At 54.6% G+C, this 18,569-nt stretch carries 16 protein-coding genes and 1 tRNA gene; 6 read left to right on the plus strand and 11 right to left on the minus strand.

What is annotated here, in order from left to right; all coding sequences use genetic code 11:
- Position 1: 1 nt before the first annotated feature.
- The 6 genes from FEF65_RS10080 to FEF65_RS10105 form a co-directional block, all read right to left on the minus strand.
- Positions 2-841 (minus strand): hypothetical protein, encoded by an 840-nt coding sequence (locus FEF65_RS10080; RefSeq protein WP_138239685.1) that lies wholly within the window; start codon positions 839-841, stop codon positions 2-4.
- Positions 838-2,076 (minus strand): tyrosine-type recombinase/integrase, encoded by a 1,239-nt coding sequence (locus FEF65_RS10085; protein WP_138239686.1) that lies wholly within the window; start codon positions 2,074-2,076, stop codon positions 838-840. The genes FEF65_RS10080 and FEF65_RS10085 overlap by 4 nt, the downstream gene beginning before the upstream one ends.
- Before the next feature lie 197 nt (positions 2,077-2,273).
- Positions 2,274-3,908, minus strand: a complete 1,635-nt coding sequence (groL, locus tag FEF65_RS10090) for a chaperonin GroEL (protein WP_138239687.1) — start codon at positions 3,906-3,908, stop codon at positions 2,274-2,276.
- A gap of 143 nt (positions 3,909-4,051) precedes the next feature.
- The gene (gene groES / locus FEF65_RS10095; RefSeq protein ID WP_138239688.1) at positions 4,052-4,348 is read right to left on the minus strand and encodes a co-chaperone GroES; all 297 of its coding nucleotides are present in this window, start codon (positions 4,346-4,348) and stop codon (positions 4,052-4,054) included.
- Between the two features lie 166 nt (positions 4,349-4,514).
- Positions 4,515-5,903 (minus strand): ATP-dependent RNA helicase DbpA, encoded by a 1,389-nt coding sequence (gene dbpA, locus FEF65_RS10100; RefSeq protein ID WP_138239751.1) that lies wholly within the window; start codon positions 5,901-5,903, stop codon positions 4,515-4,517.
- Between the two features lie 131 nt (positions 5,904-6,034).
- Positions 6,035-6,550, minus strand: a complete 516-nt coding sequence (locus FEF65_RS10105) for a YehS family protein (RefSeq protein WP_138239752.1) — start codon at positions 6,548-6,550, stop codon at positions 6,035-6,037.
- Positions 6,551-6,636: 86 nt separating this feature from the next.
- Between FEF65_RS10105 and FEF65_RS10110 the strand changes: the two genes are divergently transcribed.
- Together FEF65_RS10110 and FEF65_RS10115 are read left to right on the plus strand one after the other, a co-directional pair.
- A complete protein-coding gene (locus FEF65_RS10110) occupies positions 6,637-7,380 on the plus strand; it encodes a creatininase family protein (RefSeq protein WP_138239689.1) in 744 nt (247 codons plus the stop codon).
- Positions 7,377-7,601 carry a hypothetical protein gene (locus FEF65_RS10115; protein ID WP_138239690.1) on the plus strand — a complete coding sequence of 75 codons (225 nt, stop codon included), beginning with the start codon at positions 7,377-7,379 and terminating at the stop codon, positions 7,599-7,601. Before FEF65_RS10110 ends, FEF65_RS10115 begins: the two co-directional genes overlap by 4 nt.
- A 178-nt stretch (positions 7,602-7,779) precedes the next feature.
- On the opposite strand, the gene FEF65_RS10125 is transcribed toward FEF65_RS10115, so the two are convergent.
- The 5 genes from FEF65_RS10125 to FEF65_RS10145 form a co-directional block, all read right to left on the minus strand.
- Positions 7,780-8,040: a transporter suffix domain-containing protein gene (locus FEF65_RS10125; protein WP_138239692.1), complete on the minus strand. Its 261-nt coding sequence runs from the start codon at positions 8,038-8,040 to the stop codon at positions 7,780-7,782.
- An 11-nt stretch (positions 8,041-8,051) separates the two neighbouring features.
- Complete coding sequence (thiI, locus tag FEF65_RS10130) at positions 8,052-9,227, minus strand: tRNA uracil 4-sulfurtransferase ThiI (protein WP_138239693.1); 1,176 nt, start codon at positions 9,225-9,227, stop codon at positions 8,052-8,054.
- 264 nt (positions 9,228-9,491) lie between these two features.
- On the minus strand, positions 9,492-10,046 hold the full coding sequence (gene efp, locus FEF65_RS10135; protein WP_138239694.1) for an elongation factor P: 555 nt from the start codon (positions 10,044-10,046) through the stop codon (positions 9,492-9,494).
- Between the two features lie 3 nt (positions 10,047-10,049).
- Positions 10,050-11,243 (minus strand): elongation factor P maturation arginine rhamnosyltransferase EarP, encoded by a 1,194-nt coding sequence (gene earP / locus FEF65_RS10140; protein WP_138239695.1) that lies wholly within the window; start codon positions 11,241-11,243, stop codon positions 10,050-10,052.
- Positions 11,244-11,355: 112 nt separating this feature from the next.
- Positions 11,356-11,431, minus strand: a tRNA-Asn gene (locus FEF65_RS10145).
- Positions 11,432-11,758: 327 nt separating this feature from the next.
- Here FEF65_RS10145 and FEF65_RS10150 point away from each other — a divergent pair.
- From FEF65_RS10150 to FEF65_RS10165, 4 genes are all read left to right on the plus strand, one after another.
- Positions 11,759-14,158 carry a CHASE2 domain-containing serine/threonine-protein kinase gene (locus FEF65_RS10150; RefSeq protein ID WP_138239696.1) on the plus strand — a complete coding sequence of 800 codons (2,400 nt, stop codon included), beginning with the start codon at positions 11,759-11,761 and terminating at the stop codon, positions 14,156-14,158.
- The gene (locus FEF65_RS10155) at positions 14,155-14,958 is read left to right on the plus strand and encodes a Stp1/IreP family PP2C-type Ser/Thr phosphatase (RefSeq protein WP_138239697.1); all 804 of its coding nucleotides are present in this window, start codon (positions 14,155-14,157) and stop codon (positions 14,956-14,958) included. The genes FEF65_RS10150 and FEF65_RS10155 overlap by 4 nt, the downstream gene beginning before the upstream one ends.
- Positions 14,959-15,035: 77 nt before the next feature.
- Positions 15,036-16,154, plus strand: a complete 1,119-nt coding sequence (locus FEF65_RS10160; protein ID WP_138239698.1) for an FIST signal transduction protein — start codon at positions 15,036-15,038, stop codon at positions 16,152-16,154.
- The gene (locus FEF65_RS10165; protein WP_138239699.1) at positions 16,147-18,561 is read left to right on the plus strand and encodes a PAS domain-containing hybrid sensor histidine kinase/response regulator; all 2,415 of its coding nucleotides are present in this window, start codon (positions 16,147-16,149) and stop codon (positions 18,559-18,561) included. The genes FEF65_RS10160 and FEF65_RS10165 overlap by 8 nt, the downstream gene beginning before the upstream one ends.
- Positions 18,562-18,569 lie beyond the last annotated feature (8 nt).

Below are 18,569 nucleotides of genomic sequence, written 5' to 3' on the forward strand. Positions count from 1 at the left end.
GTTACTTTTCGTCTGATTTGTGCCGACGAACCTTGATTCCGGACCAATATGGATAGGACATTTTGCGTACGCACCCTCGAACGGTAACCTCATCAAGGTCTTTATCGTTTAGGACTGCTGTTGCCAATCCACACACTATTGCATGATGCGGTTGATCAAAATAAACCATCATCGCTGAATGCAATTCTCGGATTACTGTTGTGCGAACCTCATCTTCATGTCGATATGTACGTTTTTTCCTTTCTGAATACGACTCCAGACCTTCTGCATGCCTAATCATTAATTCGGAGAGAGTGACATTAGCTGGTAATAAGTTCTGGCAATAATCCGGAATATCCAATTCACATGGCATAGGACGTGAAAAAGCCTGCTTCTTTTTCCACTCAGTGAAGGCATGATCCTTGTTTAACACCTCTAAGTCCTCATCAGTTGGAAAGCCTTCAAAGTTCCAATTCATGCCGCTTAGAAAAGCATAGCCTTCAGCATCTTTTCGGTTAGAAAGAACATCCATTTTTTCTGTTTCTGTCAGGAGATGTATCATATTCGCATCAGCCGATTTATCCGAAAGCTTTCCAGATATTAAACGCAGGCTTTTTGCCAACTGTAGAGCCTCTTTCTTCGATAATGAATCAGAGAAATCGGCCGGGTTTAATTCGACCCAAACTGAGGCACAGCAATAACAATGATATGCCACCTCTTCGTATAGCTCATCACTGCAAATTTCTGCAAGCCTTCGCCATGCATCCTTTGCCTCTTCCCTCTGAACGAGAGCAGAAAGAACCTTGTCAGAAGGTGACTCTTTATAGTCATCAAGCAACGATTTCGGAGGAATGCTCTTCAACACACGCCTCCAGTGCGATTGATCGGTATCACATCCGCCCCATCTTTCAGAGCATCAAGGTAATCGGCCCACGCCTGCATCATCTTCTTGCGGTCAGGCAGGTGTTTTGCGCGGTTGTATGATCTGGAGGTGGTGGTTCCAACCAGATGCGCCAGCTGACTTTCAACCACATCGTGCGCCCAGCCCTGTTCATGCAGCAGGGTTGAAGCAGAAGTTCTGAACCCATGAGAGTCCATCACGCCGCTGGAATAGCCCAACGCTCTCAGGCGATTGGTCAGCACGTTCTTGCTCATCGGTTTAAACCCGTTTCTCTCATTGGGGAACACATAGGGTGAATATACTGTGACTGACTGGATCTCACGCAGCAGGCCAACCACCTGATCAGACATAGGTACTAGGTGATCTCTGTTGCGCTTCATATCCTCGGCAGGAATACGGATCAGAGCATCATCAAAATCGATATATTCCCATTTCAGGGTGCGCACCTCGATAGGACGCAGAAACACCCTTGGAATGAGTTTCAGAGCCTGTGCGCTGCAATATGAGCCGCCGTCGTTGTTGTCGATAGCCCGTATGAGCTCGCCAAGTTGTTTCGGGTTGGTAATGGCTGCTCGGTGTTGAACTGGCGGCAACGGAGATAGCACATCAGACAAAGGGAACCCAGCTGCCGGGTTTGTTCGCGTCAGACGCTTGGCAAGCGCTCTGCCATAGATCCGGTTGATAACTGAGAGGATCGGCGCACATGACTTTGCTTTGCCCTGCTTCTCAATACCAATCATTAGGTCGGTGATATGCCCGGCATCAATAGCATCGATCTGCAGCCCATGGAGTGGCTTCATGAACACATCGATCCAGCGCTTCACCTTCTTGGAGTTGTCATCTGTCCACCCAGGTTTCTGAGTTTCATACCATTCGAGAGCGATGGTGATGAAGGTGCGTTGTTCATCAGAAGCTGACTCCTGCCTGTTGAGCTTCCGTTGTTCTGAAGGATTGATCCCCTCAAGCAGCATTTCACGAAATTTCCTGGCCTTGTCTCTTGCATCAGTAATCGACACATCAGGATATAATCCAAAAGAAAGCTCCTGCTGACGACCATCATAGCGATAGCGGAAGCGCCATAGCTTCGAACCACCACTTTTGATGGTAAGATATAAGTTGTTACCATCACTTAGCCGGATCTGCTTTTTATCAGCAGGGCAAACGGTTTTCCGGGCTTTGAGTTCAGTAATCGCCATGCGTACCACCACCACTTTGATGGTACGCAATAAGGAAATAGGCCAAATCCAAACACGTACCATCCGCAAGATACCATCATCTTACCATCAGCAGCATACAATACGGTGCCGACTCACGCAACACCATGAAACAAAAAACCCCGAAAACACAAGGCTTCCGGGGTCTCTTGCAACCTAATGAAAAAGGTTATGGACGATTACATCATACCGCCCATACCGCCCATGCCACCCATATCAGGTGCGCCAGCTGGCTCAGCCTTAGGGATATCAGCAATCATGGCTTCGGTGGTGATCAGCAGACCGGCAATGGATGCTGCGTGCTGCAGAGCAAAACGGGTTACCTTGGTTGGGTCAATCACGCCCATCTTGACCATATCGCCATACTCTTCGGTACGAGCGTTATAGCCATAATGGCCGCTGTGGTTGGTGACTTCATTGACCACAACAGAGGCTTCACCGCCACCGTTGGAGACGATCTGACGCAGCGGCTCTTCGAGCGCACGGCGAATGATCTTCACACCGGTATCTTCGTCGTGATTCACACCGGATACGTTGTCCAGCGACTTGCGAGCACGAATCAGTGCAACGCCACCGCCAGCCACGATACCTTCTTCAACCGCAGCACGGGTTGCATGCAGGGCATCGTCAACGCGATCTTTCTTCTCTTTCATCGCTACTTCAGTGGCAGCACCGACCTTGATCACTGCAACACCGCCAGCCAGCTTGGCCAGACGCTCCTGCATCTTCTCCTTGTCGTAATCAGAGGTGGAGTCCTCGATCTGCTTGCGGATCAGGGCAACACGCGCCTCGATCGCTGCACTGTCACCAGCGCCATCGATGATGGTGGTGGTGTCCTTGCTGATCTTCACAGCAACAGCAGTTCCCAGGTCATCCAGGGTGACGTTCTCAAGCTTCAGACCCAGCTCTTCGGAGATCACATTGGCACCGGTCAGTACTGCCATATCCTCGAGCATCGCCTTACGACGATCACCGAAGCCAGGAGCCTTGACTGCAGCCACATTAACCACACCGCGAACCTTGTTCACAACGAGAGTCGCCAGCGCTTCGCCTTCGATATCTTCAGCAATGATCAGCAGCGGCTTGCCGGAACGGGCAACCTGCTCAAGCACAGGCAGCAGCTCACGCATGTTACCGATCTTCTTCTCGAACAGCAGAATGTAAGGGTGATCCAGAGATGCTTCCATACGCTCGGTATCGGTCACAAAGTAAGGAGAGAGGTAACCACGGTCGAACTGCATGCCCTCAACCACGTCCAGCTCTGTCTCCAGACCCTTCGCTTCCTCAACGGTAATCACGCCCTCTTTGCCAACCTTGGCCATCGCATCAGCAATGATCTGGCCGATTTCAGCATCGCCATTTGCAGAGATGGTGCCAACCTGGGCAATCTCTTCCTGGTTCTGCACTTCGTTGGACATGTTAGCCAGCTCGGCAACAACCACAGCCACAGCCTTGTCGATACCGCGCTTGAGATCCATCGGGTTCATGCCGGCAGCAACTGCCTTCACGCCCTCTTTGGCAATGCACTGAGCCAGAACGGTTGCAGTGGTCGTACCATCACCGGCGATATCAGCGGTCTTGGAAGCAACTTCCTTTACCATCTGTGCGCCCATGTTCTCGAACTTGTCTGCCAGCTCGATTTCCTTGGCAACAGACACGCCATCCTTGGTGATGGATGGAGCGCCCCATGATTTTTCAATAACAACGTTACGGCCTTTCGGGCCCAGGGTTACTTTTACTGCGTCGGCAAGCTTGTTCACACCGGCCATCATCTTGGCACGAGCGTCTTCACCGAACTGAATGTCTTTAGCCATTCTATCTATTCTCCTGTTTACACTATTTGTTACTTCTTTGATTGCTGGTCTGCCAGGCCTGCAGCCGACGGACCATGTTAAGCTTCAGCAAGCCGCGCTGATGCGGCTTCCTCGCAGAGGCACATCACCTCCGCCATCGATGATCAGGACTCGATCACACCCAGGATGTCGTCTTCACGCATCATCAGGAACGCTTCGCCGTCAAGTTTGATCTCGGTACCTGCGTACTTCGAGAAGATCACCTTGTCACCAGCGGTCACATCCAGCGGACGAACTTCGCCGTTCTCCAGAATTTTGCCTTTACCAGCGGAAATCACTACGCCTTCAAGCGGCTTTTCCTTGGCAGAATCCGGGATAATGATACCGCCCGCGGACTTCTCTTCCTCGTCCAAACGGCGGACAATAACTCGGTCATGCAAAGGACGGACTGTAGTTGCCATCGATGTTTCTCCTTATTTGTTGTTCATAAACTGTGAGCTTGGAAACGGTTCAAACCGATTCCAGCCCCTTGTGGGGACAATGAAAAAACGTTTCAACCCCCCTGATGCAGATTTTTTTCACATCTGCGACAAACAGACACAGCCGCTGCCATGCCCATCAGCCCGGTTACCCGCTGATCAGCCGGGCACGGCAGGTTCTCCCTTTCAGTTTGCCGCCATCCAGTTTGGCAAGCGCCGCCGCTACAACCGCCCTGGCCACAGCCACATAGGCCCGGTTATCGTGCATATAAATCTTGCCCACCTGTACACCGCTAATACCACCGTCACCGGTGAGCGCCCCCAGAATATCTCCCGGTCGAATTTTCTGTTTTTTTCCGGCACCGATTTGCAAGGTTGCCATTTTCGGCTGCATCACCGGCCGTTGCAGTACAGACCGTGGCGGCAATGCCTCATCGACAATCGTTCGCGCCAGACAATCCTCCAGCTGTACAATGCGCAAACCATCACGTTCACTATAGAGCGTGCAGGCAAAACCCTGACTGCCCGCCCGTCCGCTGCGTCCGATCCTGTGTACATGCAGCTCACTGTCCTGGGCAAGGTGATAATTTATCACCGCATCGAGCGCATCGATATCCAGACCACGGGCTGCCACATCGGTCGCCACGAGAATAGAGACACTCTTATTGGCAAAGCGAACCAACGTCTGATCGCGATCCCGTTGCTCCAGCTCCCCCGTCAGGACCAGGGCACTAAAACCGTGGCGAACCAGCTCATCCGTCACCTCACCAACCTCACGTCTGGTATTGCAAAAAACCACCGTCGATTCAGGCCTGTGCTCCAACAGCAGCAGACGCAGGGCAAGCATGCGCTCCGTTTCATCAGCCACCTTGTAAAAATGCTGGCGAATACTGCTGTGATCATGAGTGGACTCGACCCGGACCTGCACAGGGTCGCGCATAATCCGCCCGGCAATCGATTGAATCTGCGCGGGAAAGGTGGCACTGAACAGCAGTGTCTGCCGCGCACGCGGTGTCTGCGCAATAATGACATCCAGCGCTGACTGAAATCCCATCTCCAGCATGCGATCCGCCTCATCCAGCACCAGCACTGACAAACGATCAAGCTTCAGTGTGCCGCGACCAAGGTGATCCTCAATACGGCCGGGCGTACCGACAATGATATGCGCCCCATGCTCCAGCGAAGCGATCTGTGCCCGGAGCGGCATGCCGCCACACAGTGTCAGCACCTTGATATTGGCCAGCCTGCGAGCAAGTTTGCGCAGCTCATTGGCCACCTGATCGGCCAGCTCGCGGGTCGGACAGAGAACCAGGGCCTGCACTTGCGAACGCCCTGCATCAAGTCTGCTTAACAGACCAAGACCGAAGGCTGCGGTTTTTCCCGAGCCAGTCTTCCCCTGCGCAATAAGGTCCTTGCCGGCAAGCATATGCGGCAGGCTTTCCGCCTGTATCGGCGTCATGCTTTCATAACCGATCGAAACAAGATTATGCAGCAGATCAGGGTGCAGAGGGAGAGTAGAAAATGGCAATTGATTCAATGAATGATCCTGTACGAATGTCACATGGGCCCGAGGCCTGTGCAGAGCCCGAACGGTGCGTCAACGCGTGAGCGGCCGGACTTTACTGCCATCGGCATACAATAGATATGCAGCGCCGCAACAGCCTTGCCCTACGAGCGCGCCTCAGGCATCAGCTTGTCCCATGCCGAGCCGCCGGCTTCAGCCGTGGAGGCACGATACTTCATCTGCATGCCCGTGAGCAAATTGCGCAGCACCTGATCCTTGCACTCACGATAATGCCTGTGGTCAGGCCGGCGGAAAAATGCACTGAGCTCATGCCGACCCAGCCGCATCCCGGCCAGCGCCAGCAATGCCAGCATATCTTCCTCTTTCAGATCGAGTGCGATCTTCAGCTTCCGGATAATGATGTTGTTGTTCAATTGCTGTTCAGGCACGGCCTGCGCCCCCTCTTTCTTACCGCGCCGGTCATGGATCAAACCATTGAGAAAGATGGCCAGCTCACAGTCGCTGAGTGACTGAAAGGCCGGATCCTCGTCCTTTTTCAACCAGTCGCTGATCCGGGCGCGCGTTACGGCCTGATCAGCCAGGGCGAACAGGGCCATCATTTTTTCATCATCAAAATCAAAGGCAAAGCGGATGCGACGGAATATATCGTTATTGGTCATTGCCAACTGTAACACGGCTTTTCACCATAGCCCATCAGCACTGTTTATGTCACGATGCGAACCATCACAAACCAATGGAGATACAGATGCAGCTGGCACTGAGCACATGGCAGGAAGTCGAGACTTATCTCGGCCACTCAACCGGGATTGTGATTCCGATCGGCTCCACCGAGCAACACGGACCGAACGGACTGATCGGCACCGATGCCATCTGCCCGTCACGCATTGCCAGCGGCATGGCCGAAAAACAGCCGCTGTTGATTGCCCCGACCATCAGTTACGGCATGTCACAACATCATATGGCCTTTGCCGGCACCATCACCCTGCGCCCTTCGACACTGATCCGGGTCGTGATCGACATTGTAACCTCGCTGCACCGCCATGGTTTCACCCATTTTTACTTCATCAATGGCCATGGCGGCAATATTGCGCCGGTGACGACCGCCTTCTCGGAGATTTATGCAGCCATTGAGGGGCATCCGTCGCACCCGCTCTGCTGCCGACTGGCCAACTGGTGGCGCAATGACGCCATCACCACACTGGCCCGTGAGCTTTATGGTGATGCCGAAGGCTATCACGCCACGGTCAGCGAGGTGGCCCTGAGTTATTTTGCCCATCCGGAAGCTGTGAAACAGGTATCCATGCAGCCGGAGGTGGCACCTGTCGGCGAGATTTATCATGCCGCTGATTTCCGTGAAAAGTTCCCCGATGGCCGCATCGGCTCCAACCCCGCCCTTGCCACCGTCGAAGATGGTGAGCGTTTTTACCAGCTGGCCGTCGATGCACTCGCTGAGGATTACCGGCACTTTATCAGCCATGGCGCGCAATGAAGTGGCTGGATGAACTTCCCTATCCGGCCCTGATCGCGATGGCGATCCTGATGGCACTGCTGCCATTCGAGCCGGAACCGCACCTGAGCGAAAAACTGCGCATGCTGGCAACGGGAGTATTGAGCCGTCCAATCGATATTTTTGACCTGCTCTGGCACCTGCTGCCAACCATACTGATCGGAGTGAAGTTATTTCGCGCCCGCCGCAGCAAACGTGTATGAGCGGCTGGGGCTGCCCGCATGAACAGGAGGGAGCATGTCAGCGTGTCCCCGGCAAGGCCTGTGACCCAGGCATGAAAGGGTGCACACTATTCGGGCGCTTCACCTTCAGCTCGGCCGATAAAAATATCTCACGCCGCCTTCAGAAAAATGAGACTGCCGCTGAAAAAGAGTCAAAGGACTAACTCTCAAGCTGCGCCCTGCCCCGCAATTTATACCAGAGGCCTTTCATTCCGGCCTTGAAAGCCAGGTAAAAGGGGCGCCCAAGCAACAGCAGACTGACGTAAAAACAGAGCTCGGAAACGACCAGCACAGCGGTCGTCCATGCCGCAATCGTGGCGCCATCCGCATCCGCTATAAACGGCAGCAACGGAATCACTCCCCAGAGCATCCACGAGAAACAGAACAGCCCCAGTCCGGCCAGTCGTTTAAAGCGTTGCAACAGTGCTCCGGTTATCCGGCCTGATCGATCTCACGACCGGAATCAAAGCGTACAATACGGGTCTCATAGTCGAGCCCCTCAACCGGCAGCATCGACTCATACTCAGCCACACGATCGCGTTTGCCATTCGTTTCCGGATGCTTGGCAATCAGGAAAGAGCAGATATCGCAATAATCCTCAATCGATATTTCATAGGTGCCGATGCGGCGGGCAAGGGCAATAATCTCCTCCTTGTCCATACCGATCAGTGGCGGCAGCAGCGGCAGGTCGGAGGCATCATAAATGGCATTGATATTGGCCAGCGTCTGACTGGCAACCTGACCCAGTGAATCACCGGTCACCAGCGCCTGAGCCCGCTGCGTATGGGCAATTTTGGCCGCCGAGCGAATCATCTGACGTTTATAGATAATCATGCGATATTCGGCCGGAACAAGGGCAATTGCATGACGCTGGAACTCTTCAAGGTCGATCAGATAAAGGGTTGTAGCGCCCTGATAGAGAGATAGCTGGCGCGCCAGATCCCTGATCTTGGCAAAGTCACGATTGATGGTGCTGTTATAAAGGTGCACAAGCACCACTTCCATACCGCGCTTCATCATGGTGTAGGCGGCCACAGGTGAATCAATACCGCCGGAAAAAAGGACAACACCACGTCCGGATGAACCGACCGGCAGGCCACCGATACCAACCCGTTTACGGGTATAGATATAGGCCGCCTTTGCCCCCACCTCGACACGCACATCTATTTCAGCCTCATGCAGACTGACACGGAGGTTCAGGTGGTGTTTCAGGTAACCGCCAATCTCGTAATTCAATTCCGGCGATGTCATCGGATAGGCTTTATTGCCGCGCCGGCAGCTGACACGGAATGGCCGGCCGGCAACATCCTTGCCATACGCAGCTTCCACCGCCTCCACCGCCGCCTGCTGCATCGCCTCAAGCTCCAGCGGGCTCTCATGCACCAGCGAAAAATTGCGAATACCGGGGGTCAGGGCCACCAGATCAAGCAGCGCATCGGAAACCTCGTGCACATCCGCCAGCATGCGCCCGTGTTCACGATGGAGACCATTGCGTTTGAGCTGGTCACCGAGAACACGCCTGATATTGCGCGCCATGCGATTTTCAAAACTGCTGCGATTCTTGCCCTTGAGAGACATCTCGCCAAAATGAAAAAGTATCTTAGCCATAGCCGGGAATCCTAGGGGGATGCCGGACTTATGCAATTCGCGATGATACAGATCGAAAAATGTATTTTTCCGCCAGCTACTGCCCCGCACAGCCGGGATCAGCCCGCTTTCACTGCCCGCCTGCGCCACAGCCCTGCATGCCGGACCAGCCAGCAACGACCGGGCCAAAAAACATGCACGACCCGCATAAAAAAACACCGCCGGCACAATGGCCGGCGGTGGAAACAGCTCACCTGAACAGGCAAGCGTATGCTGACAGTGAACTCAGGCGCGACGGCGATATTCACCGGTGCGGGTATCGATTTCGATCTTGTCACCGATATTGCAGAAATCAGCCACTGAAATTTCCATACCGGAAGCAAGCCGGGCCATCTTCATCACCTTACCGGTGGTATCACCACGCGCGGAAGGTTCGGTATACACAATTTCACGCACAACAACATGCGGCATATTCACAGCAATCGCACGGTCGTTGTAGAAAACGACTTCGCACTCCATCTCGTCCTCGAGATAGTTGAGCGCATCACCCATGCTCTCCTTCTCGATTTCATACTGGTTATACTCACCGTCCATAAAGACATACATCGGATCGGCATAGTAGGAATAAGTGACTGCCTTGTTTTCCAGCAGCACCACTTCGAACTTGTCATCAGCCCTGTAAACCGCTTCGCTTGGCGCCTCGGTCAGCAGATTTTTCATCTTCATTTTTACAACAGATGCATTACGACCGGATTTGTTGAACTCCGCCTTCAATACAACCATCGGGTCACTACCGACCATAATCACGTTGCCTGCGCGAACTTCCTGTGCAGTTTTCATTTCTTAACCACCTCTCAAGTTAGGTGCCGCACTGTCCATGATCTGTCGGGAAAAATCCACCAGATTCGCGGCCAGGCTGCCGCCACCATCCTCACAGAGATGGCTGCACCACTGCCCCGCATGGGCATGCAGACGAGGCCATGCACCCATATACTGCTGCCATAGCGGGCCCGCCCCGCAACCACGATTCCAGGCTTCCATCAAATGCCGCACCAACATGGCATCGTCATGCGATAACAACGCACAATAACGGTCGATAAACGCCTCCAGCTTGGGCCAGTGAGCCATGTCCTGCTGCGGATAAATATGCCAGAGCATCGGTTTCGCCGCCCACTGGGCCCGCACCATCGAATCCTCACCACGCACAAAGTTAAGATCGCATAGCCACAACAGCTGGTCATATTGCTGCTGGGAAACAAATGGAAGCACCTGCACCTCCAGCATTCCGCGCACATAGCGTGAACCGGCTGCAGCTGCAGCGTCACCAAACCATGCTGCCACCTGCGGCAACACCCGTCCCTCCGGCACCAGACAGAGCATGCGTTGAGTGCCACCGGCCCACACCTCGAAAAGCTCGGGAACATTGCCATTTTCATAGCAGAACAGTGACACGATCATGGTATCGGGATCAGGAGCAAGCATGCCCAGAGAGTGCCAGAAGCGGCTCTTCGCCCCGACATCCGGGCAAAAGGCATCGCGGCGAGCCAGCAAACCGGACTCCAGCAACAGACCGCCCGTAGCCGGCACAAAGCCGGGAAAGTAAAAGTATCGGATCATCGCACGCACCGGCGACGGCAAACCGTGGCACCCTTCCACCCAGGATTCGGCACTGAGATATTCAAGATTGATCCAGACAGGAGGTGATGTTTCCATCGCCTGCAGATAGCTGGCGGGAAGCTGACAACCGAACCCCTCGATCACCACCGTCGCGGGTTGCACCCCGGCAAACGACTGCGACCAGTGACACACCTGCACCCCGCAGCACCACTGCAGCGCTGCCTGTGCATCTGCCGATGGATGCAGGCGGACAAAACTGGCCAGGTCATCCACCCACAGACGAACGGAGAGGCCGTATTCACCCGCCAGCTGACGGGCCAGACGCCAGCAAACACCGATATCGCCATAGTTGTCGATCACGTTACAAAAGATATCCCAGCTTGGGGGGGAGGTGATGATGATGGCCGGTTGTGATGACATCGATATACACTCGCACGAGATAGCGGAAGCGCCCGTTCCCAGTCTGCATTCAAGCCTGTCGCGGACAATAAAAAAGCCGGCAAACCCAGGGTTTGCCGGCTTTTTTTCAAGATGGCTCCCCGGGCCGGATTCGAACCAGCGACAGGGTGATTAACAGTCACCTGCTCTACCTGCTGAGCTACCGGGGAACAACGTGGCGCGAACCGTAAGGATGAGTTCATACGCTGTCAACACCCTTTTGCAGAATCATTTCTGCATCAACTGTTCAGGACGGTACACCACCTGCATTTCTGTTGCGCTAAGGCGGTAACATCGCCAATATACATGGTTGTATATCTTATACAGGGCCTGCCCGGTCAGCCACTGATTCGCCGGAATGAGCCCTGTCCCGCAACCGGAAGCTTCCACCCGATTGAAGACCCCGTCAGGTAAAGCTGGCACAGGGCTTGCGAGCCTGGTGCAGGGTATACGGCAATCCGGCGTGTCATCATATGCAGGGAGGGAGGAGAATAGCTTTGACAGCTGGCGCGTTCTGGAAAACAGACTGGTTTCTCGGCATTATGATAACCCTGCTTTTGCTGGGCGCCCACAGCAGTGGTCTGCAACCACTGCAGGAACTCGACAACCACTTCTACGATCTGAATCTCAGAGCCCATCTTGCCGCTGTCGATGAGGATATCATCATTGTCGATGTCGACAAGGCCTCACTGGCGCAGATGGGCAATCACCCGCAAAGCACGATTGCCGAAACGATCAGCAAACTTTCGGCTGCAGGCGCAGCAGTGATTGCCCTCGATCTGTTTTACGGCCAGCCGGACAGCGACCCTGCCCATGGCAGCGGCATACTGCCGGCTACGCTCGCGCAAGCAGGCAATATCCTGCTGCCCATCTACTTTCTGACCGGAGAGAGCGGCAACCGCTTAAACCCGGACCTCCCCGACTACCTCAACCATGCCACGATCAGCCACATCGTCGACACGGAAGGCAACCAGGCAATCAACGGTGGTTATCTTCGCAGCCCCTATCCCGAACTTGCCGGCGCTGCAGCCGGTCTTGGCCACCTGAATATCTTCCCTGATGCCGATGGCGCCGTTCGTTCGGAGCCGCTGGCAGTGATCTATAACGGCAAGTATTTCCCATCCATGTCACTCAATCTTGCCGCCCGCGCCCTGCACGTACCGCTGAGCGATATCCGCATCAATATCGGCCATACGATTGAACTGGGCCCCATCACCATTCCGGTCAATGAGCGGATACAGATGCGGCCGGCCTTTCACAGCCCGGCCTATCCGGTCTACTCGCTGGCCTCAGTCTGGTCGGGCGAGACCCCTGCCGATCTGTTTAATGGAAAAATCGTACTGATCGGCAAGGCCGGCCATGTTAGCGGCAACACCTTTGCAACCCCTCTCACCCCTCAGATGAGCAGTGTCGAATTCAATGCCCATGTGCTGCAGAGCATCCTCAAAGAGGAGTTCATCAGCCGCCCTGCCTGGGCAGGCATGGTTGAAACGGGCCTGATGATTCTGATCGGCCTGTATCTGATCCTTCTGCTGCCACGCATGCCGGCCATGATCGCGGCCGTAGCCTCGGCGCTGCTATTGCTGCTGATCATCGGCAGCAGTGCCTTTGTGCTCAATAGCCATGCGCTCTGGCTGCAATGCATGAGTGCTGCCCTGCTGCTGCTGACCGGTCACCTTGCCCTGACACTGAAGCTGTATGGCTCAACCTACCTGCGCAGCGTCAGCCATCAAAATCACAACATGGCTGACACCAATAAAATGCTGGCGATCACCTTCCAGAATCAGGGCATGCTGGAACAGGCATACGAAAAATTCATGGCCTGCAATTTGAATGATGAAATTGCCTCGATGATGTATGAACTTGCACTGTCATTTGAACGCAAGCGACAGTTCACGCGGGCGATCGACATTTATAAACATCTGAGCGAACACTATCAGCCCGGATACCGGGATATTCAGAACCGTCTCATTGCTGCCAACAGCAGCAGGGAGGCGGTTTCCGATGGCGATGCCAATGCAGGTCTCTCCTCCCTGCTTGGCAGTGGTGATGAAAAGCCGACCCTCGGGCGCTACGAAATCCTCAGCGAGCTGGGCAAAGGTGCAATGGGCACCGTATATCTCGGCCAGGATCCGAAAATTAATCGTAAGGTCGCCATCAAGACCATGGCGCTGTCGCAGGAATTCGAGCCGGGGGAACTTGAAGAGGTCAAAAAACGCTTTTTCCATGAGGCGGAAATCGCCGGCATGCTCAACCACCCCAACATCGTCACCATTTTCGATGCCGGTGATGAGCATGACCTGGCCTATATCGCCATGGAATACCTTGATGGTGTGGACCTGGCTCCGTATACCAAAAAAGGAAAACTGCTGCCGCTGCAGACCACGCTGAAAATCATTGCCAGGGTTGCCGAGGCACTGCAATACGCCCATAACCACGGTGTCATTCATCGCGACATCAAGCCGGCCAATATCATGATACTGAAAAACAAGACGGTAAAGGTGACCGACTTCGGCATCGCCCATATTACCGAATCGAGCAAAACACGCGATGGTGTGGTGCTCGGCACCCCCTCATACATGTCGCCGGAACAACTTTCCGGCAAACAGCTCGATGGACGCTCCGACCTGTTCTCGCTGGGTGTGATGCTCTATGAACTGACCACCGGTGTCCGCCCGTTCCGGGCCGAATCCATTGCCAAGTTGATGTTAAAAATTGCCAAAGAGCCTCACGTCGATCCGCGTCAGCATAATCCGGAGATTCCTGTCTGCGTTGTCACTCTTATCGACAGGCTGCTGGCAAAAAAGGCACCACAAAGGGTTGCCTCGGCCAGCGAGGCGCTTGAAGAAATCAGTCACTGCCTGCGTTTGCTAAACAGTTCGGGAGGTCAATCATGACATCACTGGAGATGTATGCCGCTACCGATGTCGGTATGCGCCGGAACCACAATGAGGACTGCGTGAAAATTACTCCCTCGCATGGTATTGCGGTTCTGGCCGATGGCATGGGCGGCTATAATGCCGGCGAAGTGGCCAGTGCCATGGCTGTCGACCTGATCAGTGAACAGGTCAGGGAAAAAGTGCTGTCCATCCCGAAAGCGGCCATTGATCGTGCGACCGGATTTACCGGCGAATCCATTCTGCTGCGCCAGGCCATTATCGATGCCAACGATGCCATCTATCAAAAAGCGCAAAGTGACCGGCAATGTGCCGGCATGGGCACAACAGTGCTGGCAGCCCTTTTCTATGCCGACCGCATTACGGCAGCCCATGTCGGCGACTCGCGCATGTACCGGCTGCGCGGTGGCATTTTAAGCCATGTGACCGAAGATCACTCGCTGATCCATGAGCAGGTGCGCAGAGGACTGGTCACAGCCGCCGATGCACGCAATTCGATGATCAAAAATCTCGTCACCCGCGCCCTTGGCATCGAGGCTGGTGTCGAACCTGATATCGTGGAGGATATGGTACAGCCGGGCGACATCTATCTGATGTGCTCGGATGGCGTCACCGATGTCGTTGCCGATGAGCTGATTCAGCAAACCATGAGTCGCTACAGCAAACAACTGGCGGAAGGAGCCGGCAAACTGATCCAGCTGGCCAATGATGCCGGTGGCCCGGATAATATATCGGTCATTCTGATCCGGGCCGATGCCGAACAGAAGCGGGGGCTGTTCTCGCGTCTGCTCGGAAAATAAAGAGATTCTCCTGCGGAAAAGATCATCCGCCGGAAAAGGCTGAAGAGTCACATCTATCAGGGATGGGGAGATAACTGATGTACATCGCTTCCATACAGCAGCTGCCACAGGCCATTCAACAGGCTGCAACCTCATATGAGCAGCCCATTGCAGTCATCATGCTGGCAGAAAGCCATGCCGGGCAGATCAACCGCATCATCGACGAGCTGGTCGAATCCGCCATCCCTTTTATCGGGGCCATATTCCCGGCCCTGATTCACGGCGACCGTACCTTCACCGAGGGGGCCATCGTCAATGTATTTCCCGCCATAGCTGCCCCCATACTGATCACCGGTCTGAATCGGGACGATTATCATATTCCCGAACTGCTGCCAGCCGGCGCAGCCGGTACCGGCTCGCCGACCGGCATCATTCTGCTAGATGCCATGACCACCCACACCGATACGCTGCTTGCCGGCATCTTTAACCAGGTCGGCAACCGCATCCACTTTTTCGGAGGCTGTTCCGGCTTCAGTGACCTTGTGCATCGCCCCTGTATCTTTACCACCGATGGCATCATCCGAGATGCCGCGGTCATTGCCCTGACATCGCTCAACAGCAGCCTGTCGGCCCGCCATGGCTGGCAGCGCCTCAACCATGAGCCGATCATCGCTACGCGCACCTGCAAAAATGTGGTGCATGAGATGAACTGGGAACCGGCCTATGATTTTTATCATACCTCTGTAAAAACACATGGCGAATCGGATGTGACTGCCGATGCCTTCTACAACAAGGCCAGCTACTTCCCGCTCGGGCTGTATCGTGAACACCAGGAGGATGTTGTACGCGACCCGTTACTGGCCAACACATCCGATCAAAGTATTCAGTTTGCTTCCAGTGTACCGGAAAACTCGGTCATGTATCTGCTGCATGGCAACACCGGCTCACTGATCGAGGCTGCCATTACGGCTGTGGATGACTGCTGCACAGCCGCTATACAGGCTGATCACTGTCTGATCATGGACTGTTTCTCCCGCACTCTGGTCCTCGGTGATGCCTTCGGCCGGGAACTTGCAGCAGCAGGCCGGCAGCTACAGATCCATGGCCAGCATGCGATCCCTGAAGGCGCAGTGACGCTGGGGGAGATCTCCTCCTACGGTGAGGACTATCTGGAGCTGTTCAACAAAACGATTGTGGTCGGCCTGCTATATGCCTGAGTCTTCTGCACAGAGCGCCATCATCAATGATGTACTGCTGCTGTACGAGCTCTCACTCGCTATCGGCAGTTCGCTGGACGCGAGAAAAAACTGCGAAGGATTTCTCAATATCCTGCAGGCGCGAAAAAACATCACCCAGGTTGCGGTATGGATTTTAACCGATGCAGACCACGCAGATGGCTCCCCGCAACTCTCTCTCCTTTATGCCAATCCGAGGCGCAGCACGCCTGTGGCCGGCAGGGAGCGCACGCCCCCCCTGCTCCGCACCATGCATGAACGCAGACCCGTGACCATCAGCAGCCCGGAGATGGATGACGAGCGACTGGCCGGCGACGGACTGTTTGTACTTTTTCCACTGGCTGAATTCGGCGTACTCGAGCTCTACTTTCCTTCCCGTCATGCCACCATCCCCCCCCGCACGGTGAATCAGCTGAAAAATGTGATCGACAAATTCGCCGCCTCACTGGCCGGTTCACTGGCGCATGAACGCCTGCAGCACACCGAGGCACTGTTGCGCCAGAGTGAAAACAGATATCGCATGCTGATTGAAAATCTTCCACAACGCTTTTTCATCAAGGATACCAGCTCGAACTTTGTCGCCATCAGTCACAACCTTGCCAGCGACCTTGGCATTCAACCGGATGAAGTGAGTGGTAAAAATGATTTCGACTTCTTCCCGGCCGAGCTGGCGAAAAAGTTTCAGATGGATGACCAGCGCGTAATGCAACAGGGAAAGCCGGAAGAGATCGAAGAGCGGGTAATTGTCCGGGGCGAGGAGCGTATCATCCAGACCATCAAGGCACCGGCGCTGGACCGGGATGGCAACATTGCCGGCGTACTCGGCATGTTCTGGGATATCAGCGAGCAGAAAAAGGACCGTGAACAGATTGCCCGCCTGGTCGCCTCGGTCGAGCATGCCCAGGACGCCATCATCATCTCGGATCAGGAGGCCCGCATACAGTATGTGAACCCGGCCTTTGAGCAGATGACCGGCTATGCCGCCAGTGATGCGGTCGGACAATTCACCCGCATTCTGCGCAGCAATAAACATCCGGAAGCCTTTTATAAGCATATGCTGGATACGGTTCAGCAGGGTAATATCTGGCGAGGCGAAATGATTATCCAGTGCCGGGATGGCTCGCTGCGCCACGTTGAGCGCAATATCGCCCCGGTGTTTGATGATGCCGGAGAGGTCATCTGTCATGTCACCATCCAGCGCGATATTACCGAACACAAACAGATGGAGGAAAAATTTCTGCATGCGCAGAAAATGGAATCCCTCGGTATTCTGGTCGGCGGCGTTGCCCATGAGTTCAACAATGCCCTGGCCGGCATCACCGGCCGCCTTTACCTGCTCAAACGAAAACTCACAGCATCCGCCACGGCACTGAATGATGTCGAGATTGCCGAAGAGCTCTGCTTCCGCTCGGCCGACATGGTCAAAAAGATGCTCGCATTTGCCCGCAAAAGTCCGTTGCAGATGCACGATTTCGATCTTGGCTCTTTTATCAGGGAGACATTCCGGCTGCACCGGCTCTCCATTCCTGAAAGCATCACGGTCCATACCATGTTCGAAGCAGATACCATGGTGATTCATGGTGACACAAGCCAGGTTCAGCAGATTATTATCAACCTGTTGAATAATGCCCGCGATGCAGTGGAGGGCGTGGACAATCCGGAGATCACCCTGTCACTGGCGCACTTTGTACCCGATGCCACCTTTATACAGGCACATCCGGACACCGCTGACAGGCACTTCGCCCGGATCAGTGTTGATGACAACGGCCACGGCATTCATCCATCCGACCTCCCCCATATCTTTGACCCGTTTTACACCACCAAAGAGGTGGGCAAAGGAACCGGACTCGGACTTGCCATGGTCTATGGCGCCTGTGGCATGCATGAGGGCTATGTTGATGTAACATCACAACCCGGGAAAGGCACCCGCATGGAGATCTGTCTTCCGCTGATCGACACGCCGGATCATACGCTTGAATCCGCCCCCTTACCGGCAACAGCCCGCGGTCATGGCGAGCTGATCCTCCTCGTCGATGATGAAGAGATGCTCAGGGAGACCCTGAAAGAGGTACTGCTATCGCTTGGTTACCGGGTGCTGGAGGCATCGGATGGAGAGCAGGCCATGCAGCTGTTTAGCAGCCACCATCATGAACTCGCCCTGGTACTGATGGATGTGGTAATGCCCCGGATGGGCGGTGTCGAAGCGGGACGTTTGATGCAGGCCATGCAACCGGATGTGCCGGTGATTTTCTGTACCGGCTATGACAAACACGATGTGATGGCTGACGAAAATATTGCCGATGACATGACGGTGAGCAAACCCTACAACATCGAGCTGATCAGCCAGCAGATTGCCCGTCATATCCGAAAGCCTTTTACTTCCGGATAAGTACGCCC

This window comes from Mariprofundus erugo (genome assembly GCF_005818865.1).
Lineage (GTDB): Bacteria > Pseudomonadota > Zetaproteobacteria > Mariprofundales > Mariprofundaceae > Mariprofundus > Mariprofundus erugo.